A 20,297-nucleotide genomic window follows, 5' to 3' on the forward strand; every position below is an offset into this window, starting at 1 on the left:
CAATGCTTGCGCAGCTCATCCGGATGGGCGGGCTATTTTCTTCTCCTTCCAGCTGTCTTTCTTTAATTGTGGCCTCATGAGAAAAAATCCTAACACGATTGCGATAGCGAAGAAGATGGCAAAGAATCGGAAACCGTTGTTCGTTGCATAGATCAAGTCACTCTTCGATTGAGCGAGCTCTCCAGCTCCCGTTTCGGAAAATAGCGGCAAGACGGCTGAAGACTTGACGCTTAGCTGTACGACTACCAATGAAAGAGCTTGACTTATTGCTCGACACATTTCGTAGACGGTCCAGAACATGCCTGAAGCGGAGCCAGCGCGCTCTTGCGGAGCGGCAGATAGGACTGCTTTCGCGAGCGACGGCCAGGACAGACCAGTGGCGGCGGATATGATAAGAAGCGGGATAATCACAGCCATGCTCGATAACTGAGAACCAAGTTGTCCAAGTAGCAGTAGGGCTAAGCCTATTAGAAATGATCCTAACAGAATCATGCGCACGGGGCCAAAACGGTCGGCAAGTTTACCGCCAAAGGGGGCCGTGAAGAGTTGCGGAATGGATAAGGGGATCAATAACAATCCTGCTTCCAAAGGGCTTAAGCGATGTGCCCCTTGCAGATATAGCATCAGGAGAATGGTGACGGCGAAGTAACCAATGCAATAACTCATCGTAATTCCAAGACCAATCGAATAGTTTCGATAGGTGAAAAGGCTTAGAGGAAAAAGTGGATGCCGGACACGTAGCTCGATGAGTACAAATGCTATCCAAAAAAGTAGAGCGGTTGCAAATAGGCTAAGTGTAAGTACAGATGTCCAACCCCAAGACTGCCCCTCAGATAGTGCGACAAGCAGAGCGACTAACCCTGGTCCAAAGGTCAAAATGCCCGGCCAGTCAGTCGTGCCCTTTTCGATTGGGGGCGTGTTTTTGAGAACTAGGAGGCCAGCGATCAAGCCAATGACGCCAACGGGGACAGCTACAAAAAAGATGGATCGCCATCCGAAACCACCGATAAGCGCGCCTCCGATCACCGGACCGATGAGTGATCCAGTTACCCATGATAGGTTGTTAATCCCGAGAGCGATTCCGAGCTGATTGGGTGGGAATGTCCGTATGAGGATTGGTGTTGCTGATGCCATTGCCATTGCAGCACCAGTCCCCTGAAGGAGTCGTGCACCGATCAGTGTTGCGCCTGAGTTCGCAAAACCGCAAAGCGCAGTGGAAATCGTGAACAAGGCGAGCCCCCATAAAAAAATGCGCTTGGTACCGAGCATATCCGACCAACGTCCAGCTGGAAGCAAAAATAATGTGCTCATGATGTAGAAAGCGGTAATCGTCCACATACCAATGTTGATCGGAATGCGCAAATCTTCCATGATAGCAGGAAGACCGATAATCACAATCGTCGCGTCTAAGTTGGTAATGAACGAAACAAGCGTGACCACAGATAAAACAGCCCATTTATTCGATTGTACGGGTGTCAATTTGTACACTCCTTTGCTTATTCATCCATGATCCATTTGCCGGATTTTTCTCGAATCTGAGTCAAATGGGGCGGGTGTTTCTTTTTCATGATGAAGCAGCCAGCGTTTACGTGAAAGTCCTCCCCCGTACCCACCCAAATCACCATTGGAGTTGATGACACGGTGACAAGGAATGACAATCGCTAACTGATTCGCACCATTTGCTTGAGCGACAGCACGAAAGGCGCTTGGTTTCCCAATAGCTGCTGCAACATCGGAATAGGATGAAGTTTGACCGGGGGGGATCGTTTGTAAATGCTCCCAGACCATTCTTTGAAAAGGCGATCCGCCCAAGAACAAAGGCGTTGCAAATTCTGTTACCTTTCCGTCAAAATACGCCTCTAACTCACGTTCAATTGAACGGATTGGCGATGTGGAACCAGGGATAATCGCTGACTTCGTTCTTTGTCTAAGACGTTCAACTTCTCGTTCCAAGCCGCGGCGATCAATGAATTCAAGTAGATATAGCACTTCTTCATCTGCGATAGCTATCATGGGACCGAGTCGCGTATCCAGCCACGATGCCTTTAAGACATGATGATCTCCAAGAAGAGTAGGGGCTGCCCCCATAATTCGTGAAAATGCGTCTCGAAAACCACTGCTGGACTCGTACCCGGTGGATAGTTGGGCATCGATGATTGCTTTTCCTTCTCTGATTTCTTTTAGCGCAATCCCCATCCGTCGCGCCCTTGCATATTCGACGAACGTCATGCCAAAGCGCTTTTTGAATTGGCGGCGCGCTGTTGCAGCGTCCACGGATAATCTTTGAAAGTCTTTTTCCGTCCAGCGCTGCTCGGGGTTTTCTTCTACAGCGTTTACTAGCAGACGCACAAGTTCTGAAACATGATTGGGATGTGAAAGCGGACGGCAGCGCTGGCAGGGCCGGAATGAGGCCAGAAGTGCTTGTTTGGCATGATCAAAAAACTCACAATTAACAAACTTAGGCTTTCTTGCTGGACATGTCGGGCGACAGAATACGCCGGTTGTCTTGACTCCAACAAAAAAGACACCTTCGTATTCCGAATTTTTATCCAGTAACGCCTGATAATACTCGGACTTCATCTCGGCCGTTATCATTCGTTTCCCCCTCCATTTTTATGTTTTCATTTTATCGCTCACCAAAAATGGCTGCAGCCGAAAATCGTACATTGATTTTTTTCTCGTTCCTTCACTATAAAGTAACGAGGGCGAAGGGTGGGCTGGATTTAAGCTGGAATTAGCCTGAAAATATAGATATAATAAACGTATTCAGAAATATGCGATAAACCGACAACGGCGTCGGTTGCGTATGGAAATGATGAGTAGTTGGCACGTCCGTTCACTGGTGATCGGGAGGTGGAGTATTGCGTCAGCATTATCGAGTCATCATCATAGACGACGACCCCATAACGCGTATGGACCTGGTCGAGATGTTGCAAGAGCAGGGATATAACGTCGTAGCTGAAGGAAAAAACGGCAAAGAGGCCGTTCGATTGACGCAAATGTGGAACCCGCATCTCATTATTATGGATGTTAAAATGCCAATTATGGACGGTTTGACAGCGACTGGGATTATCCGAGAGCATTCGGACGCGGCTATCCTTCTCTTGACTGCATACAGTCAAAAGGACATGGTCATGCAAGCCAAAGCGAAAGGGATATGTGCCTATCTGGTCAAACCCGTCATGGAAGAAGAACTGCTACCGGCAGTGGAGTTCGTGCTTACGGGTAAACAATGAACGCAAAAAAGTGAATCGTATGAAGAGCAACGGCGCTTGGACCAAGGCGAGCATTTCGTCTTATGTTTCGAAGCGCTTTTTTACGTTCCATGAGATAGAGTTTAGGGAAAGTTCAAAAGAAAGTGAGTGAAGCTAGAGATGAAATTGGCTTGCGTTGTACGTAAACAACATTACCAGTTTACTTCGGTTCGTGATGTATTGGCTAAAGCGAGTGAAGAAAAGTCTGGCGATCACATGAGTAAACTAGCTGCCAATTCCGCACTGGAGCGGATGGCGGCGAAAGTCGTATTAAGCGAAATGCAACTTCGTGATATATATGAAAATCCAGTCATTCCGTACGAAAAAGACGAAGTGACACGGATCATTTATGATGATATCAATCTCTCTATTTACGATGAGATTAAAAATTGGACGGTAGGGGAGCTACGGGAGTACATCTTGTCGTTTTCCACAGGAATGCCAGAACTCACAAGAATTAGCCGTGGACTTACTAGCGAGATGATTTCCGCTACGGCCAAGCTGATGTCCAGCATTGATCTAGTCATGGCTTCACAAAAAATGAAGCATCAAGCGTACTGCAACACACTGATTGGTGAGCCGGGAAGACTGGCGTTCCGTTGCCAGCCGAATCACCCCATCGATGATCCCGATGGCATTTTGGCCTCAATGAAGGAAGGCTTGTCATATGGATCAGGCGACGCTGTCATTGGAATTAACCCCAATAATGACTCCGTTGAAAGCGTTACCAAGCTCTTGAAAATGACACATGATTTCATGCAAAAGTGGGAAATCCCTACGCAAAACTGCGTACTGGCCCACATCACGACACAGATGCAGGCTCTTCGCGGCGGAGCGCCCATTTCTCTGATGTTCCAAAGTCTGGCAGGTTCACAACGAGCGAATGATGCGTTTGGCGTGAACAAGGAGATTTTGGATGAGGCAATGGATTTGATGCTTCGAAAAGGCACTGCGTCGGGACCAAACGTCATGTATTTTGAGACAGGACAAGGCTCCGAAGTGTCGCTGGACTCCCATGAAGGCGTCGATATGCAGACGCTGGAAGCGCGTACGTACGGTTTTTGCCGTCACTGGAAGCCGTTCATGGTCAATAACGTCTCTGGCTTTATCGGACCAGAAACCCTTTATGATGGCAGACAGATGATTCGGGCCGATCTGGAGGACTTGTTCATGGGCAAGCTGCATGGTTTGCCGATGGGAATCGCTCCGACTTACACGAATCACATGTATGCGGATCAGAATGACCAAGAGATTGCGGGGATGCTGACGACCTTGGCAGGGGCGAATTTTTATATGGGCGTACCAGGTGGGGACGATGTTATGCTCAGTTACCAAGACACGAGCTACCACGATGACGCCAGCTACCGCGAGCTCTTGGGACTGCGACCTCTCCGGGAATTCGAGAAATGGTTGGAAAAAATGGGCATTATGGAAAATGGTCGTTTGACAGAGCGTGCAGGCGATTTAACCATTTTTGACTAACGAGTGGGGAGGGAAGCAAGATGAAACAGATCAATATGGACGATTTGGTCCAGCGCGTAATGGATGAGCTGTCCAAAATAGGGCAGGGCGTGATTGATTTTCCTGAGCAAAAGCAATGCGGGGTAAAGAACCCTAACAATCCAGAAGCATTGGAGCAAGCGATGAAGCGAACGCCGGCTCGTATCGGAATCGGACGGGCGGGTACCCGAATGAAGACGGGTAGCTATCTGCAATTTCGCATAGATCAGGCAGCGGCTCGCGATGCGGTCATGAAAACAATCAGTCCGGAACTGATCGAGAGCTTGCAGCTTCCTGTTCTCCATTCAAGAGCGACGAGCATGGAGGAGTATTTAATGAACCTCGACTCGGGCCGGATGTTATCGGATGAATCCGCTCGTTGGCTGGAGCAGAATGGAGATAAAGGAAAAGACGTTCAAATCGTTATCTCGGACGGACTCAGCACCTCGGCGTGTGAGGCGACGATTCCAGACTTGCTGCCTGCGTTAATCCAAGGTCTTTCCATGAGAAACATCAGTGTAGGAAAGCCAGTGTTCATTAACAAAGGTCGCGTCTGGATTCAAGATCAGGTCGCGTCTATCGTAAAATGCAAGGTCGTCATTTCCTTGATCGGGGAAAGACCTGGGCTTGCAACGGCAGAAAGTCTCAGTGCTTACATGATTTACAAACCGGATGCCAATACGGTAGAATCAGATCGTACGGTTATTTCTAATATTCATAAGGGTGGCACGCTACCGATTGAGGCAGGTGCGTACCTTGCAGAGCTTTTGGAGGAAATTTTGAAGTACCAGGCGAGCGGTGTAAAATTATCACAGCTTCGGGCGAATAACGGGTAGATTCCCACTGGCGCTTCCTCCTGTCTTGCACTAGAATACATAGAAGATAACCAATTTCTATGAGGAGTTGCTACGCATGACGGAGCCAAACCAAAACGAAAAAGAAACCACTGAGCAAAAGCCTGGGAAGATCAGCCTGCAAGAGGCGATGAAGCGCAAAATGGCGGAGAAAAAACAAGCGCAAGCACAAGCCAATAATCCGTTGAATCAAAAGGCGCAAAATCAGAGCATGAAAAGCCAGCTCACCAAAAAACCAAACAATCAACGCAGACGTATGGGCGTATAGTTTCGAATGAGCAAGGCAAAAAGGGAATGTGCAGCAAATTTAGGCTGCAGATTCCTTTTTTGTATGATCATTCATACGGAATAATCTTCAAGTTTTTAAAAGTTATCGATAAACCAACTAAGCTAGTGAGAAGAAAAAGCACAGGGCTCGTAGACCTTGACAACGCCTACCCAGTCGGAACTCCAAAAAGGGGACCACGCTCGTCGAACACTTCTCCTTTGAGAAACTTCCGCCCGTAGGGTGGCTTTGGCTCGACGGTCCCCTTTTTGAAGTGGAGACGAACAGTCAATCCCCCCTGCTGGCGTGTCAGAGTCGAAGAGAACTTTGCTTTTTCTTCTCCTCCACTATGTTGCCTAAAAAGAAAAGTGAGGGCGATCATGAAGGTAGAACGGCTACTCGCTATTGTTATCATGCTGTTGAATAAGCGCCGTGTGAGCGCTCGTGAACTATCCGACCACTTCGAAGTATCCTTGCGTACGGTCTATCGGGATTTAGAAACGATTAACGCAGCCGGAATTCCGATCGTAGCGTACCCTGGGGCAAGCGGTGGATACGAGATCATGGAGAATTTTACGATCGATCGGCAATACTTATCCTTGGACGAGCTGGTTGCGGTTATTGCTGCGCTAAAAGGGGTTCATTCTTCCACAGACGATAAGCAAATCGGACAGCTTCTCGAAAAAATAAAAGCGTTGCTCACCACTGCACCATCCTCTCTGCAAGGAAGTGCACATCCCGTTGTTTATGACTTTAATCCGTGGGGCAGTACACCCGCGATCGCCGAAAAAGTAAACAAGCTGCGGGAAGCCATCGAGAAGAGGCTTCGTGTGCGGATCACCTATACGAAAATACAAGGCGATGCGACAGAGCGCACCATTGAGCCTGTAACACTGATTATCAAGGGGTATGTGTGGTACGTGTATGGCTTTTGTTTACAGCGCCAGGAGGATCGTCTGTTTCGCTTGTCACGGATTGCAGACATGTCTGTACTGACAGAGGAGTTTTCTCCTCGCCCGTATCAGGTAGAGAAACTGGAATGGCTCGAAGAATGGGATACAGCGGAGCGCATTTCTCTTGTCCTCGAATTTGCGCCGCGTGTACATGTAAGGGTACGAGATATGTTTGCGCCAGAAGAGATAGAGACCATGCAGGATGGATCGTTGCTGGTACGAACGAAGATGACAGACGATGAGTGGTTATCTGGTATGCTGCTTAGCTTTGGTGATGCCTTGTGTGTACATGAGCCTGCATATGTGAGGCAGAGAATTGGGGATACGATAAAAAAAATGGCGAAACTTTATGAATAAACGTTGGAACGTTGACAGATAGTTGTCAGGGTATGGTCGTTATACTAAGTCATGTAATCAAACCCTTACAGGAGCGTGGTTAATGATGAACCCAACAATTGTCAAACTGGATGAAATGCGTGTAGCAGGCTTGCAAATTCGTACAACCAATGAGGCGGAATGCGGACCGAATGCGAAAATTGGGGAGCTGTGGCAGCGCTATTATCAAGAAGAGCGTCCCTTCAAAACTCCCCATCAAAAAGAGCCGGGTGTTGTTCTGGGTGTGTATTCCGACTACGATAGTGACGAGACAGGCGAGTACTCTTTGTTAGTAGGAACCGTTGTAGAAAAAAACGGTGAGCTTCCTTCTGAACTCACGGTCAAGACTCTGCCGGCTTCTACCTATGCCGTATTTACGACTCGTGTAGGCCCGATGGTAGAGGTTGTGATGGAAGCATGGGCAAAGGTGTGGGAGTGGTCCCATCAACCGGGGAACCAGCGGACGTTTACCGGAGATTTCGAGCGATATGACGGAGTGCGCTGCGCTGATCCCAACAACGCACAAGTGGATTTGTACATCGCGATTTCAGAAGAATAATGATGCAGCAAATCATACAAGCAGTCGTAGTCGATCAGGCTACGGCTGTTTTGCTTTTTTTCATGATTTCTTCACAAGTTTCGTTTACTCTAGAGAGAGAAGTGGCAGAGGGGAGTCATACAGACGGATGGATTGGATAACGAATATAGAAGCTCTGGCAGAGTGGATTCGCTCTTTGGGGATGCTGGGGATTATCGGTAGTATTTTATTGAACATCGTGATCAGTGTGGCAGGTGTATTGCCGTCCATTTTTTTATCGGGTGCGAATGCGGTCGTGTTTGGCTTGTACGGAGGGTTCTTGATTTCTTTGACGGGAGAGGTGGTTGGTGCTTGCATTGCCTTCTTCCTTTACCGCTTCACGATCAATAAAGCAGATCGGCGCGAAAAGCTAAAATCGTTCAAATGGGTACATGCCATCAATGGAACGACGAGTTTTCGCAAATGTCTGGCCATCGTTTTGCTCCGGTTAAATCCAATGATGCCTTCCGGTGTGATCAATTTAGGTGCGGCTTTGACGAATATCACCTTCGTGCAATTTTTAGTAGCGACCCTGATTGGAAAAGTGCCGTCGATGGTTTTTGAAACATTCGTCGGTCATGATCTGATTACTTTTAGTGAAAACAAGTTTCGCTTGCTCTTTGCCTTGTTGGCTGGTGCTCTCGTCTTTTTGCTTTTCTGGAAAAAAGGAAAGGATCAAACACAAGAGGAGTAGGGAGGATTTACATGTCTACCATTTTGCTAGTCGATGATGAGCCGCAAATCTTAGAAATATTGTCCTCCTATCTGCAAAAGGAAGGCTATCATGTTCTGACCGCCCAAACAGGCAAGGAAGCAGTGGAAATGGCCACGACAATTTCATTGACCTGTATCATTTTGGACTTGATGCTTCCTGATCTGAGCGGGGAAGAAGTCTGCGTCCAAATTCGCAAAGAGTCTCGTGTCCCGATTTTGATGCTAACGGCGAAAAGTGGAGAGGCGGATCGGATTCGTGGGCTTACGATAGGCGCTGATGATTATTTGATCAAGCCCTTTAGCCCGAGAGAACTCGTAGCACGTGTTCGGGCCGTCATGCGTCGTGCGGGCGATTATTCAACACTCTCCGATTTCATCGAGGTGGGAGACTTGACCATATCGATGAATGAGAAGAGAGTTACGAAAAATGGAGTCGCTTTGGAGGTTACGCCAAATGAATACCGCTTGCTCACAACGCTTGTCCGTTATCCGGGGAGAACGTGGGGCAGGGAGGAGCTCGTGCGTGAGGTCATGGGCTTTGATTTCGAAGGATACGACCGAACCATTGATACGCATATCAAAAATCTTCGCCAAAAGATAGAGGTAGACCCGAAGCAACCGGAGTATATCAAGACGGTGTATGGATTGGGCTATCGCTTTGACGATCCCATGAAGAAGTGAGGCCAAGATGAAGCATATTTGGGTAAAGCTCGCCTTTGTGATCATGACAGTCGGCGCATGCGCTGTTCTTTTTTCCTCGTTGTTGTCCGTAAATGAAATGGATGTTCATTTTTCCATGTATGCCAATGAAGTGAGAAATCAGCATAACCAAGAAATATCGCGTGTCGCACTCCAGGCGTATCAGGACAATCAAGGCTGGGGAGCGGAAGCCTATCATAAACTTGAAGCGGTTTCTGAGGTCTTGGGATTGCACATCACTCTCCTCGATCAACAGCGACAAGTGAAAAACGAGTGGGGGAAGTGGCCAGTCCATACGAGCAATTACAGTGTAGACAAGATTCCCCTTGTCAGTAAGGGGGTCATGCTCGGGCAACTGGTGATTAGTCACGATGACCGGAGTGCGTATATGACCTTGGAAAGTCATTTCCAATGGGCGCATAAAAACACGACGTTGTGGACGATGGTTGTGCTGCTCATCCTAGTCATTATCATCAGCATACCGCTCGCCCGGACCATGGTGCGTCCAGTCGTACAAGTGAGCACCGCAGCGCAACGTGTCGCGCGAGGTGATCTGTCCATACGTGTACCGGAGCCTCGTGGCAAGGATGAAGTTACGTCATTGGTCGCTGCTTTTAACAACCTGGTCCAAAGTCTTGAGCATCAGGAGGAGCTGCGCAAGCGACTGACCTCCGATATTGCCCATGAATTGCGAACACCATTAAACACCTTACTTGCCCAAGTAGAGGGGATGATTGACGGCATATGGGAAGCAACTCCCAAAAATCTCGAAAGCACAAGGTCTGAGGTACTGCGTTTGAGCCGTCTCGTCCGCGATTTAGATCAGGTGATTCAGGTGGAGTCGGGTTCCTTGCAAATGCGCAGTGAAGAAGTGGAACTGCGTGAGGTTGTCAAAGAAGTCACCGAGTCAATGAGTGCTACGTTTGCCCGTGCGCAAGTGAATTTTCACTTCAAAGGAGATCACGCTGCCTGGATCATAGGGGACAGGCAGAGACTGGCGCAAATCGTGGCCAATTTGTTGACGAATGCCTGCAAGCATACGCCAGCCGGAGGAGAAGTCGTAGTCACGGTAGACAAACCGAGTACGATGGTCCGTTTGCAAGTGAAGGACAGTGGCACGGGCATCGATCAAAAGGACCTCTCGTACGTCTTTGAGCGTTTTTATCGGGGAGATCGCTCGCGAGCAAGGGAACGTGGCGGAGCAGGATTGGGGTTGACGATTGTGAAAGGGATAGTGGAGGCACACAAGGGAATCATCACGTTGGAAAGCAGAGTGGGTGAGGGAACGACCATCACGATTTTGTTTCCGCCACAAGCCCATGAAGCCGAAAAGTAAGCCGAAGGCGTATCGTTCTCGCTGCACATCGTTTATGATAGAAAGAGAATTTGAATATTCGATACAAAGAGGGAGAGCACATGTTTGATTGGACTACCATGGGAGCATTTTTGGCTGTTGTGATCGGCCTCTTTTTAATTCCGGGACCGGCTGTCCTGTTAACTGCGACGCGTACCGTACAGGGAGGCCGTAAAGCTGGGATCATGGCTGGGCTGGGCATTGCCACAGGCGACTTCATTCATACGATTTTTGCTGCAGTCGGTTTATCCGCGATTTTGATGACATCTGCATGGGCATTCAATCTCGTAAAATTTGTGGGAGCCGCTTACTTGGTCTATTTAGGGGTTCGGGCCATGCTTGAAAAACCGGTTGACCCAGAGCTGCCAAAAGTAACACCGTTGCCACCGCTGCAATCGTATGGGCAAGCCATCCTCGCAGAAGTTCTGAATCCGAAGACGGCGCTGTTCTTTCTAGCGTTTCTGCCGCAATTCGTACATCCGGAGCGTGGGGGAGCCATTTTCCAATTCCTTGTCTTAGGACTGATTTTCGCCATTCTGGGGTTCTTTTACACCGCGTTGATTGCGATCAGTATCAGACCATTGGGGCATCTGGTGAAACGAATTTCCTGGCTGGGCCGCTGGAGTGGCAAGATCGTAGGTTCTGTTTACATCTTATTAGGATTAAAAGTAGCGCTGCAAGAGAGATAAGGTAATGAGTCGGGGAGACAGTCTTCCCGGCTTTTTTTATTGCTTGGTTACTGATGTAAGGTACTTTTTAGTGCCTATGATACTCGAAAGTACGTACTTCCTATCAAGTGAGGCATGAGACATAATAGCATTCAGAACCAACATATTCGCCAATCATGATAAGTAAGGGCCCTGCTTTGTGAATGGCAAGAAAAATTAAGGGAGGATACAACTCAGATGAGCACTATTACATCCAATGTGAAGCAGCAAGCAACTGGTGCGAAAAACTCCACTCTTGCTTTACTTGCTCTCGCAATCAGCGCATTTGGTATCGGGACTACTGAATTTGTTATCGTCGGTTTGTTGTCTACAGTCGCACAGGATTTGAAAGTAACCATCACCTTAGCAGGACTTCTTATTTCTGGATATGCATTAGGGGTAGCTATTGGAGCACCGATTATTACTGCACTTACAAGTCGAATTCCACGCAAAATGCTACTCATGCTTTTGATGATTGTCTTTGTTGTCGGAAACAGTGCGGCAGCCTTGTCGAGTAGTTTTACACTTTTAATCATTGCCCGTTTCTTTACCGCGTTTTCTCATGGGGTATTTTTCTCCATCGGTTCGACGATTGCAGCCGATCTGGTGCCAGAAAACAAGCGTGCCAGTGCGATTGCGACGATGTTTACGGGTCTGACTGTTGCAACCGTTACAGGCGTACCTTTGGGAACGTTTATTGGACAAATGTTTGGTTGGAGAGCGACTTTTTGGGGAGTTGCCATTCTTGGAGTGATTGCACTTATCTCGACAGCGATTCTGGTACCAAGCAATTTGAAAAAATCTAAGCCTGCTTCCATTAAAGATCAAGTGAAAATAATTACAAATTTGCCACTGTTGCTTGTCTTTGCGATTACAGCACTTGGCTACGGTGGTACCTTCGTAACCTTTACGTTCTTAGGTCCGATTCTGGAAGAAATCACAGGTTATAAGGCGAGTGCGGTCAGTCTGATTCTTCTCGTCTATGGGATTGCGGTAGCGATTGGAAATACGGTCGGAGGAAAAGCGGCTGACAAGAATCCGTTAAAAGCGCTGCGTTGGATGTTTATTATTCAGGCGATCATTCTGATCATCTTGACATTTACTGCTCCTTTCAAATGGGTGGGAACCCTGACGATTATGCTGATGGGCCTCTTGGCTTTTATGAACGTACCGGGCTTACAGGTATATGTCGTGCAATTGGCTGAAAAATACGTGCCAAGTGCTGTTGATGTAGCATCTGCCATTAACATTGCGGCATTCAATCTCGGCATTGCGATTGGAGCCTTCGTGGGAGGAATCATCGTCGATACCATTGGACTGATTCATACACCATGGGTCGGAGGAGTGATGGTGTTAGGTGCAGCATTACTCACGGTCATCAGCAGCAAGCTGGAAAAAGCTCGTCGTTAATCGTACTAAGACGGCGGATGGATGAAAGCATGTGTCCGCCGTTAGTTTCCAAATACATCAGGTGAGGAGAGGGCATCGATGAGCAAATTCAACGGTCATTATGGTTTTCAGCGCATGTTCCAAGAAGGAAAGATGACCTTGGGATTTCACATTCCGCTGGAGGCATACGAATGGGAAGCACCGACAATGGAGCGCCAGGTTGAACTCGTCCAAGCGGCAGAAGACTATGGCTTTACCGGAATCTGGCTGCGTGATGTCATTTTGCAGGACCCCGCTTTTGGTGACCCTGCAACCGGGCAAATTTATGACATGATGATTTATTTAACCTATTTGGCTGCGCAAACCAAAAAAATCGCTTTTGGTACCTCGAGTATCGTGCTTCCACTGCGGCATCCGCTGCGCGTGGCAAAAGAGACAGCGACCATTGAAAATTTGTTTCCCCAACGTTTGATGATGGGTATTTCTTCTGGGGACAGACGGGCTGATTTTCATGGGTTGAATGTGCCACATGAACAGCGTGCGGAGCTGTTTCGCGATGGCTACGACTACTTGCAGAAGGTCATGGCAGAGGATTTCCCAAAAATCAACTCTCCATACGGCATGATTGATGGAGCGAATCTGGTGCCAAAATCAACCGCGCCCATTCCTACCTTTATCACGGGGTATAGTCAACAAACGATGGACTGGTTTGCGCAAAACGGAGATGGCTGGATTTATTACCCGCGTGATCCATTCAATCAAGCAAATGCCATCCAAGAATGGAGAGAGCTGGTCCAGATATATCATCCAGGTGTATTCAAGCCGTTTATTCAGCCTCTTCACTTGGATCTTGCGGAAAATCCGGATGAGTCGGTCACGCCGATTCGATTAGGGTACCGAGTCGGTAGAAAAATGCTTTTAGAACTGCTGGCCATGTATCAAGAGGTCGGCGTGAATCATTTGTTCTTCGCCCTGTTCCCTAGCAAGCGTCCCATTGACGAGGTCATCGATGAGCTTGGGCAAGAGGTGTTGCCTTATTTCCCGGCCCATATCGATTCACCGGAGCGAGTTTGACTACAGCTTCATATGAGGAGGGGAGGACATGGAAAAATACAATATCCCTGTAGAGGCAACATTGGAGGTCATTGGAGGGAAATGGAAAGTGGTGATCCTCTGCTTGTTGGCAAAAGGGACGAAGCGGACAAGCGAACTGAAACGATCAATGCCTGCCATCACGCAAAAAATGTTAACGCAGCAACTGCGCGAATTGGAAGCGGACAACATCATCACCCGCAATGTGTATCAGCAGGTTCCCCCACGCGTCGAGTATGACTTGACTGAGTACGGCAAGACACTGTCGAAGGTCCTGGATGTCATGTGTGAATGGGGAGAGAGTCACATCGAAACCCAATTGCGAAAAATAGTCGAATGAAAAGGGGAAGTTCGATGAGAGGAATTGGCATTAAGCAATACGGCGACATCCAACAGTTAACAGAAATTGAACTGCCAACAAAGCCAATCGGGTCGGACGATTTGCTCGTTGAAATAAAAGCGAGCGGGGTAAATCCCGTGGATTGGAAGGTACGGGAAGGACTGTTGCAAGCAGATTTTCCTTTTGAACTGCCACTTATTTTAGGATGGGATGCAGCGGGCACAGTAACAGCTGTCGGTACGAATGTGCAGGATTTTCAAATCGGAGATGATGTCTTCTTTCGTCCAGAACTGGAAAGAGAAGGGACATACGCAGATGAAATTGTCGTTCCGGCGAAAATCGTAGCCCCGATACCACGTGGTTTGTCGTATGCTGAAGCGGCTTCGCTTCCGCTGGTCGGATTAACGGTTTGGCAGGCATTGGTGGAGGTTGGGAAGGTACAAGCAGGAGATAAAGTCCTGGTGTTGGGGGGAAGCGGCGGGATTGGTTCCATGGCGATCCAGCTAGCAAAAGCGCTAGGTGCTTATGTGGCGACGACAACCAGCTCCAAAAACAGCGATTATGTCCGAGAGCTGGGAGCAGATGAAGTCATCGTATATGATCAGGGATCACTTCATACCTCTACAGAATTTACATTCATGCTGGACACGCTGGGTGGAGTAGCATACGGAGAAGCTATAAAATTTATGAAACAGCAAGGAAGAGTGGCAACCATTATCAGCGAGCGTGATGCCAAAAAACCTTCGTTCGCTGATGCGGTTGAGAAAGAACGAGAGCTGGATGTTACTTTTGTGTTTACGCGTCCAGATGGGGGAAACATGAATCATATCCGTGAGCTAGTAGAAGCCAAACACGTAAAGCCTTTCTTGACAAAGGTATATCCATTGACTATTGAAGGCGTTCGAGATGCGCATCTCTTTAGTCAAACGGGTAGAGTGCGTGGCAAGATTGTGCTCGTCCATTCATGAGGGGGAGACAGAGCACGAGTAAGTTGCGCGAATGTAACAGCGGCGGGCTAGGATTGGATTTTTCAACCGAGCCCGCTACTGTTTTCATGAAAAAGCCAGCTTGACGTTGTAGATCGCCTTCGCTGGTAACCGCCAGCTTCACCTCTTGCGAATCACGGCTCCCTGCAGGACAAAGGTAATTCCTAAGATTCCTACGATAGCAAGCAGGCGAATGAAACCGTTGGAGACAAACAGATTGACACAGATCAGCCCAATAATGATCAGAACAAGCAAGATCACCGTTTTCCCCGACATGTACGTGTTCCCCTTTCCCCAAACAAAATGAGTGGTCTCGTCAAATCGGAATATGCGGGTTGTTCCATGGCGTATGTAATTTGACTTCGTGGTAGTCAGAATCTTCTGTTCATCCTTTGGATACGTACTATTGTAGCGAATTCAATCGTGGAAGAAAAGGCGGGATAACGTGAAAAAACTCCCTTCTGTCATCGCCAGGTGTTCACCTGTACGCTTGAGAGGGAGTTTTTGCTTTGTGATCTGATCGTGCTACTCTCGTTACTTCGTCGCTAGCTGACGCTCCGGTGTCTGCTGCTTCAACGACTGTCCGGCTAATTGTGATCGTTTGGATCGAATCATGATGGCAGTAATCAGCAGCGCAATGCCATTGATGATAAAGACGAAGCGAATCGGGATAAGTCCCCCGAGAAAGCCGCCAATGATTGGCCCCATCATCGTCGCGAGCTGCGTCGAGGATTGGTTCAAGCTAAACGCTCTGCCGCGAAATTCTGGTTCCGTGACTTTTACAATCATGGCGTTGATCGACGGATAAACAGCGGCAAAAAACAGTCCGTACGCAAATCGCAAAATGCCAAATCCATACAGATTGGTGAAGAAAAATTGTAGTAAATTTCCGATCGCTCCACCCATTAAGCCGATGAACAAGATTTTGGAATAACCGACCTTTGTCCCGAGCTTTCCCCACTGTGGAGCAGCAATGACCGTCGCGATACCTACTGCCGCAAAAATGATGCCGGAGCTGAGGGAAGCGTCTTGCTGCGAAGCGCCCAATTGCATGACATACACGGTTAATAAAGGTTCAAGAAGCATAACGGAAATCGTGACCATCAGGCTCATACCCAGAATGGACATCAACGGGCGGTTTGCCAGCGCAGCGCGCAAATCTTCGCGTACACTCGAGCGGCTGCCGGAGCGGTTCAAGTTCGTTTCCTTCACAAAGAAAGTGGCGATCAGCGCTGCTACGAGCACGACAAATCCTGAAAAAATGAAAGCTTCCGCGTTTCCCCATACATGACTGACGACACCGCCAACCAACGGACCGATGATTCCTCCTGTTGCACCCGAAGTCGCCATAATCCCCAGTGCGTACCCGACGTTTTTTTCTGGTGTATTCGTCGCTACCAGTGCAATAGCGGCAGGTACGTAGCCGGCTAGCAACCCCTGGAAGATCCGTAACACAAGAAACAAATAAGGGTCTGTAATCAAATAAGTCAAAAAGTACAACAAAGCGAGGCTAAATCCAGAGCGGATCAACATAGGTTTTCGTCCATATTTGTCCGCAAGAGAGCCCCAAAATGGCGAGATGAGCGCACTTGCTAAAAACGTGATGCCAAACGAAATGCCGGACCAGGCTTCCAGATGCTCATTGACCCCCAGTGAAGTATGGAGGAAGATGGGCAGGAAAGGGATGGAGATGGAGTAGGCGGTGCTACAGAAAAATACCCCAATCCATAACACAATCAAATTACGTTTCCATGAAAATTCCATCTTTCTGTCACAACCTTTGCAGTTAAAAAGCAGGAATATTGTTACTGATCATTCTAGCACTGCAATTTACTGCTGACCAATTCGGAAATATGATCGGACTATTGCAAAAAAGAAATAAGAGGAAGCCTTGACTTCATTCGGACTAAGAAAATCCCCTAACGACAAAAGACGAAGATCTTGTATCCGTTAGGGGATTTCCATGTAAAAGGCAAAAAGATATACGACTTTCCGACCAAAAGTGCAGGGGGGAATTGAGTGGGTCAGTGAAACAAGTTATGATGAAAATGAGTCTGAAATTTCCGAAAATAAACGCATCTTAACTTTTATGATGAAGGGTGGATACGACGATGGCCAAGGATTGGAAGAATGCAAAGCAAGGACAAGAGAAGCATGAAGAACTGCTAGTGAAACCGTCCGTAACCAGACGAAAATTCCTCCAAAAAACAGCCATGCTAGGATTGGCAGCAGCTGTACCTGCTTCTCTTCTGACGCTTGGAACTGCAATTGGACAGGAGTCAGCTGGAGAAGCAGGAAGCTTGTCAAAGAACGGTTCACCCCGAATGCCAAAGCTCGCAAGTGGTACAATCGTCGATGTTCCTGGGGTCAAAGTCGGACAAGTCCAAAATGAGGAAGCCTTGACTGGCTGTACAGTCATTGTGCTGGAAAAAGGATCAGCATGCGGGGTAGATGTACGAGGTTCTGCACCTGGGACGCGAGAAACGGATTTGTTGAATCCGATCAATTCTGTCCAGGAGGTCAATGCTATCGTTTTAACAGGGGGCAGTGCCTATGGCTTGGATGCGGCAAGTGGTGTCATGCGTTATATGGAAGAACAGGGCCAAGGCTACAATGTCGGGGTGGGCGTCGTCCCCATCATTCCAGCTGCGGTTATTTTTGATTTATCAATTGGCAGTGCCAAAATCCGTCCGGATCAACAAATGGGCTACGAGGCTGCGCGACTTGCCAGCAAACTGCCAGTCCAGCAAGGAAATGTCGGGGCAGGGACGGGTGCGACAGTTGGAAAAATGGCAGGGATGAAGCGAGCGATGAAGGGTGGGCTTGGAACAGCATCTCGCCGCCTGCCAAATGGTCTCGTCGTAGGTGCAATCGTAGCGGTGAATGCCGTCGGAGAAGTGCGGTTACCCTCCACAGGAGAAATTTTGGCAGGAGCGAGGGGAGAGGATGGCAATATCCGCGATAGCCTGTCTTGGATGATCGATGCGGCAACTCCCCCGGTTCCAGCAGGGACGAACACTACCATCGCAGTTGTTGCGAGCAACGCGAATTTGAATAAAGTACAGGCGAATAAAGTCGCGCAAATGGCGCATAATGGACTCGCAAAGACGATTCATCCGGTTCACACGATGAGTGATGGAGACACGATTTTTGCCATCGCAACAGGGGGCGTGGATGCTTCGGTCAATCTCGTCGGGACGCTGAGTGTAGAAGTGCTGGCGGAAGCGGTCGTCAATGCGATTCTTTCTGCCAAAGGGGCGGGTGGGGTGCCTGCTTATCAAGATTTACGCTGAGTGAAATTCCGGTTCGAGCCTCTCATTCCTTGATGGATAAGGAGGTTCGAACCGTTTTTTTTCTGTCAATGTGCTCCGCGAAGAAAAAAATTCCAATAAATCATCGATATAAAAGACAAATCCATATATAATGAAAATGATTTTCAAAATCAAATACTTGATTGATGTTGTTCTTGAGAGAGAGGAGTTGCTGCTTCAATGCTTCGCAGATTTTTTTCTTACTATCGGCCTTATCGTGGATTATTCATCCTCGACTTCGCGTGTGCAGTATTCGTTGCCTTGCTGGAGTTGGGATTTCCGCTTGCAGTGAACATGGTTGTCGATCAACTACTTCCAAGCAAGGATTGGAACATGATCGTGTGGGCGTGCATTGGACTTTTGGCTTTGTATGGTCTTAACTCCGGTATGAACTATGTCGTTACGTACTGGGGACATATGCTTGGGATTAATATCGAGACGGATATGCGGAAGAAGCTGTACGACCATATTCAAAAGCTCTCTTTCCGCTTTTTCGATAATACCAAGACGGGGCATCTGCTATCTCGCCTAACGAATGACTTGATGGAGATCGGGGAGGTCGCTCACCACGGTCCGGAAGATTTGTTTATCGCAGTGATGACGCTGATCGGTGCTTTTCTTTTGATGTTCAATATTAATGAAGAAATGGCGCTACTTACGTTCTTGGTGATTCCGATCTTGATATTCTTCGTTGTTCACTTCAACGGTAAAATGACGAGAGCGTTCCATCGTTTGTACGGCGACATGGCGGATTTCAACGCACGTGTTGAGGACAACGTAGGCGGAATGCGTGTCGTACAAGCTTTTGCCAACGAGCAATTTGAAAACAAAAGATTCGCAGAGAACAACCAGCGTTTTCGGATTACCAAGCTGTTGTCCTACAAAATCATGGCCCAAAATATTTCCGTCAGTTATGTGCTGATGCGTTTAGTCAATTTGTTTGTCCTGATTTGCGGTAGCTGGTTTGTTATTCAAGGTGCACTGACTTACGGTGAATTTGTCGCTTTCTTGCTGTTAACGAATGTATTTTTCCGTCCATTGGAGAAAATTAATGCGATTATTGAGAGCTATCCAAAAGGGATTGCTGGCTTCAAGCGCTACATCGAAATCATGGACACAGCACCGGATATTGCGGATGCTCCAGATGCGATCCAGGTAGAGTCGTTGAAGGGCGATATCTCGTACAAGAATGTTTCGTTTAGCTACGACCAAGAGTCTTCTGTTTTGCAAAACATTGATTTGAACATCCGGGCGGGCGAGACCATTGCGTTTGTAGGCCCGTCTGGAGCAGGAAAAACCACGTTGTGCAGCCTCTTGCCGAGATTTTATGAGATCGACGGGGGCAGCATCACCATTGACGGAATGGATATTCGCGATATCACGTTAGCGTCATTGCGCAGCCAAATCGGGATCGTTCAGCAAGATGTGTTCCTCTTTTCAGGGACAATTCGCGAAAATATCGTGTACGGAAAACTAAACGCTTCTGAGGAAGAGATCTGGGAGGCAGCGCGTCTGGCTAAACTAGAAGAGTTTATCCGTTCTCAGCCTGCTGGTCTGGAGACGATCATTGGTGAACGCGGAGTCAAATTGTCTGGTGGTCAAAAACAAAGACTGGCGATTGCGCGCATGTTCTTGAAAAACCCGCCGATCCTGATTTTGGATGAAGCTACCTCTGCACTCGATACCGAAACGGAGGCGGCAATCCAGCAGTCCTTGCAGGAATTGTCCAAAGGCCGTACGACATTGGTGATCGCCCACAGATTGGCTACCATTAAAAATGCAGATCGAATTATCGTTGTAACGGAACAAGGCATTACGGAGCAAGGTAGTCATGATCAGCTCTTGGCTCGTGAAGGCATCTATAGCAGATTGCATAAAGCACAGTTTGGCACGTACCTCGACCAGTCAAACAGCGTTTTTTCTTGAT

Annotated in this window: 21 protein-coding genes; 17 read left to right on the top strand and 4 right to left on the bottom strand. The window is 48.0% G+C overall.

Features of this window, described 5'->3' with window-relative positions; all coding sequences use genetic code 11:
* Window positions 1-15: 15 nt before the first annotated feature.
* Together ACFVS2_RS02870 and ACFVS2_RS02875 are read right to left on the bottom strand one after the other, a co-directional pair.
* On the bottom strand, window positions 16-1,479 hold the full coding sequence (locus tag ACFVS2_RS02870; protein WP_390230658.1) for an MFS transporter: 1,464 nt from the start codon (window positions 1,477-1,479) through the stop codon (window positions 16-18).
* Window positions 1,480-1,500: 21 nt separating this feature from the next.
* Window positions 1,501-2,595 carry a bifunctional transcriptional activator/DNA repair enzyme AdaA gene (locus tag ACFVS2_RS02875; RefSeq protein WP_390230661.1) on the bottom strand — a complete coding sequence of 365 codons (1,095 nt, stop codon included), beginning with the start codon at window positions 2,593-2,595 and terminating at the stop codon, window positions 1,501-1,503.
* Between the two features lie 266 nt (window positions 2,596-2,861).
* Between ACFVS2_RS02875 and ACFVS2_RS02880 the strand changes: the two genes are divergently transcribed.
* The 15 genes from ACFVS2_RS02880 (at window position 2,862) to ACFVS2_RS02950 (ending at window position 15,041) form a co-directional block, all read left to right on the top strand.
* Complete coding sequence (locus ACFVS2_RS02880) at window positions 2,862-3,236, top strand: response regulator (RefSeq protein ID WP_007727358.1); 375 nt, start codon at window positions 2,862-2,864, stop codon at window positions 3,234-3,236.
* A 138-nt stretch (window positions 3,237-3,374) separates the two neighbouring features.
* Window positions 3,375-4,736 (top strand): ethanolamine ammonia-lyase subunit EutB, encoded by a 1,362-nt coding sequence (locus tag ACFVS2_RS02885; protein ID WP_047069121.1) that lies wholly within the window; start codon window positions 3,375-3,377, stop codon window positions 4,734-4,736.
* A 20-nt stretch (window positions 4,737-4,756) separates the two neighbouring features.
* Window positions 4,757-5,590, top strand: a complete 834-nt coding sequence (gene eutC / locus ACFVS2_RS02890; RefSeq protein WP_173617814.1) for an ethanolamine ammonia-lyase subunit EutC — start codon at window positions 4,757-4,759, stop codon at window positions 5,588-5,590.
* Window positions 5,591-5,666: 76 nt separating this feature from the next.
* Window positions 5,667-5,876 carry a hypothetical protein gene (locus tag ACFVS2_RS02895; protein WP_007727355.1) on the top strand — a complete coding sequence of 70 codons (210 nt, stop codon included), beginning with the start codon at window positions 5,667-5,669 and terminating at the stop codon, window positions 5,874-5,876.
* A gap of 377 nt (window positions 5,877-6,253) precedes the next feature.
* Window positions 6,254-7,183 (top strand): helix-turn-helix transcriptional regulator, encoded by a 930-nt coding sequence (locus ACFVS2_RS02900; RefSeq protein WP_390230666.1) that lies wholly within the window; start codon window positions 6,254-6,256, stop codon window positions 7,181-7,183.
* An 82-nt stretch (window positions 7,184-7,265) separates the two neighbouring features.
* Window positions 7,266-7,760: a GyrI-like domain-containing protein gene (locus tag ACFVS2_RS02905; RefSeq protein WP_390230669.1), complete on the top strand. Its 495-nt coding sequence runs from the start codon at window positions 7,266-7,268 to the stop codon at window positions 7,758-7,760.
* 2 nt (window positions 7,761-7,762) lie between these two features.
* A complete protein-coding gene (locus tag ACFVS2_RS02910; protein ID WP_390230672.1) occupies window positions 7,763-7,900 on the top strand; it encodes a hypothetical protein in 138 nt (45 codons plus the stop codon).
* The gene (locus ACFVS2_RS02915) at window positions 7,888-8,472 is read left to right on the top strand and encodes a TVP38/TMEM64 family protein (RefSeq protein ID WP_390230675.1); all 585 of its coding nucleotides are present in this window, start codon (window positions 7,888-7,890) and stop codon (window positions 8,470-8,472) included. The genes ACFVS2_RS02910 and ACFVS2_RS02915 overlap by 13 nt, the downstream gene beginning before the upstream one ends.
* Before the next feature lie 11 nt (window positions 8,473-8,483).
* Window positions 8,484-9,173 carry a response regulator transcription factor gene (locus tag ACFVS2_RS02920; protein WP_007727348.1) on the top strand — a complete coding sequence of 230 codons (690 nt, stop codon included), beginning with the start codon at window positions 8,484-8,486 and terminating at the stop codon, window positions 9,171-9,173.
* 7 nt (window positions 9,174-9,180) lie between these two features.
* Window positions 9,181-10,527: a sensor histidine kinase gene (locus ACFVS2_RS02925; RefSeq protein WP_390230678.1), complete on the top strand. Its 1,347-nt coding sequence runs from the start codon at window positions 9,181-9,183 to the stop codon at window positions 10,525-10,527.
* Window positions 10,528-10,607: 80 nt separating this feature from the next.
* A complete protein-coding gene (locus ACFVS2_RS02930) occupies window positions 10,608-11,234 on the top strand; it encodes a LysE family translocator (protein ID WP_111914513.1) in 627 nt (208 codons plus the stop codon).
* Between the two features lie 216 nt (window positions 11,235-11,450).
* On the top strand, window positions 11,451-12,662 hold the full coding sequence (locus ACFVS2_RS02935; RefSeq protein ID WP_390230681.1) for an MFS transporter: 1,212 nt from the start codon (window positions 11,451-11,453) through the stop codon (window positions 12,660-12,662).
* 78 nt (window positions 12,663-12,740) lie between these two features.
* A complete protein-coding gene (locus ACFVS2_RS02940; protein WP_390230684.1) occupies window positions 12,741-13,715 on the top strand; it encodes an LLM class oxidoreductase in 975 nt (324 codons plus the stop codon).
* A gap of 28 nt (window positions 13,716-13,743) precedes the next feature.
* The gene (locus tag ACFVS2_RS02945) at window positions 13,744-14,073 is read left to right on the top strand and encodes a winged helix-turn-helix transcriptional regulator (protein WP_173617806.1); all 330 of its coding nucleotides are present in this window, start codon (window positions 13,744-13,746) and stop codon (window positions 14,071-14,073) included.
* A gap of 14 nt (window positions 14,074-14,087) precedes the next feature.
* Window positions 14,088-15,041 carry an NADP-dependent oxidoreductase gene (locus tag ACFVS2_RS02950; protein WP_390230687.1) on the top strand — a complete coding sequence of 318 codons (954 nt, stop codon included), beginning with the start codon at window positions 14,088-14,090 and terminating at the stop codon, window positions 15,039-15,041.
* Window positions 15,042-15,179: 138 nt separating this feature from the next.
* On the opposite strand, the gene ACFVS2_RS02955 is transcribed toward ACFVS2_RS02950, so the two are convergent.
* Window positions 15,180-15,335, bottom strand: a complete 156-nt coding sequence (locus tag ACFVS2_RS02955) for a hypothetical protein (RefSeq protein ID WP_173617804.1) — start codon at window positions 15,333-15,335, stop codon at window positions 15,180-15,182.
* A 258-nt stretch (window positions 15,336-15,593) separates the two neighbouring features.
* A complete protein-coding gene (locus tag ACFVS2_RS02960) occupies window positions 15,594-16,823 on the bottom strand; it encodes an MFS transporter (RefSeq protein ID WP_390230690.1) in 1,230 nt (409 codons plus the stop codon).
* Window positions 16,824-17,170: 347 nt separating this feature from the next.
* Between ACFVS2_RS02960 and ACFVS2_RS02965 the strand changes: the two genes are divergently transcribed.
* On the top strand, window positions 17,171-18,352 hold the full coding sequence (locus ACFVS2_RS02965; RefSeq protein ID WP_390230693.1) for a P1 family peptidase: 1,182 nt from the start codon (window positions 17,171-17,173) through the stop codon (window positions 18,350-18,352).
* A gap of 198 nt (window positions 18,353-18,550) precedes the next feature.
* Window positions 18,551-20,296, top strand: coding sequence for an ABC transporter ATP-binding protein (locus tag ACFVS2_RS02970; protein ID WP_173617802.1), 1,746 nt, complete (start codon window positions 18,551-18,553; stop codon window positions 20,294-20,296).
* The last annotated feature ends 1 nt before the right edge of the window (window position 20,297 follow it).

This window comes from Brevibacillus sp. NPDC058079, from assembly GCF_042885155.1.
Lineage (GTDB): Bacteria > Bacillota > Bacilli > Brevibacillales > Brevibacillaceae > Brevibacillus.

What these genes read in the sequence shown, in the direction of transcription:
- ACFVS2_RS02875 (WP_390230661.1), bottom strand. Translation starts at nt 2,595, where the DNA reads ATGATAACGGCCGAGATGAAGTCCGAGTATTATCAGGCGTTACTGGAT.
- ACFVS2_RS02885 (WP_047069121.1), top strand. Translation starts at nt 3,375, where the DNA reads ATGAAATTGGCTTGCGTTGTACGTAAACAACATTACCAGTTTACTTCG.
- eutC (WP_173617814.1), top strand. Translation starts at nt 4,757, where the DNA reads ATGAAACAGATCAATATGGACGATTTGGTCCAGCGCGTAATGGATGAG.
- ACFVS2_RS02895 (WP_007727355.1), top strand. Translation starts at nt 5,667, where the DNA reads ATGACGGAGCCAAACCAAAACGAAAAAGAAACCACTGAGCAAAAGCCT.
- ACFVS2_RS02900 (WP_390230666.1), top strand. Translation starts at nt 6,254, where the DNA reads ATGAAGGTAGAACGGCTACTCGCTATTGTTATCATGCTGTTGAATAAG.
- ACFVS2_RS02905 (WP_390230669.1), top strand. Translation starts at nt 7,266, where the DNA reads ATGATGAACCCAACAATTGTCAAACTGGATGAAATGCGTGTAGCAGGC.
- ACFVS2_RS02910 (WP_390230672.1), top strand. Translation starts at nt 7,763, where the DNA reads ATGCAGCAAATCATACAAGCAGTCGTAGTCGATCAGGCTACGGCTGTT.
- ACFVS2_RS02915 (WP_390230675.1), top strand. Translation starts at nt 7,888, where the DNA reads ATGGATTGGATAACGAATATAGAAGCTCTGGCAGAGTGGATTCGCTCT.
- ACFVS2_RS02920 (WP_007727348.1), top strand. Translation starts at nt 8,484, where the DNA reads ATGTCTACCATTTTGCTAGTCGATGATGAGCCGCAAATCTTAGAAATA.
- ACFVS2_RS02925 (WP_390230678.1), top strand. Translation starts at nt 9,181, where the DNA reads ATGAAGCATATTTGGGTAAAGCTCGCCTTTGTGATCATGACAGTCGGC.
- ACFVS2_RS02930 (WP_111914513.1), top strand. Translation starts at nt 10,608, where the DNA reads ATGTTTGATTGGACTACCATGGGAGCATTTTTGGCTGTTGTGATCGGC.
- ACFVS2_RS02935 (WP_390230681.1), top strand. Translation starts at nt 11,451, where the DNA reads ATGAGCACTATTACATCCAATGTGAAGCAGCAAGCAACTGGTGCGAAA.
- ACFVS2_RS02940 (WP_390230684.1), top strand. Translation starts at nt 12,741, where the DNA reads ATGAGCAAATTCAACGGTCATTATGGTTTTCAGCGCATGTTCCAAGAA.
- ACFVS2_RS02945 (WP_173617806.1), top strand. Translation starts at nt 13,744, where the DNA reads ATGGAAAAATACAATATCCCTGTAGAGGCAACATTGGAGGTCATTGGA.
- ACFVS2_RS02950 (WP_390230687.1), top strand. Translation starts at nt 14,088, where the DNA reads ATGAGAGGAATTGGCATTAAGCAATACGGCGACATCCAACAGTTAACA.
- ACFVS2_RS02955 (WP_173617804.1), bottom strand. Translation starts at nt 15,335, where the DNA reads ATGTCGGGGAAAACGGTGATCTTGCTTGTTCTGATCATTATTGGGCTG.
- ACFVS2_RS02960 (WP_390230690.1), bottom strand. Translation starts at nt 16,823, where the DNA reads ATGGAATTTTCATGGAAACGTAATTTGATTGTGTTATGGATTGGGGTA.
- ACFVS2_RS02965 (WP_390230693.1), top strand. Translation starts at nt 17,171, where the DNA reads ATGGCCAAGGATTGGAAGAATGCAAAGCAAGGACAAGAGAAGCATGAA.
- ACFVS2_RS02970 (WP_173617802.1), top strand. Translation starts at nt 18,551, where the DNA reads ATGCTTCGCAGATTTTTTTCTTACTATCGGCCTTATCGTGGATTATTC.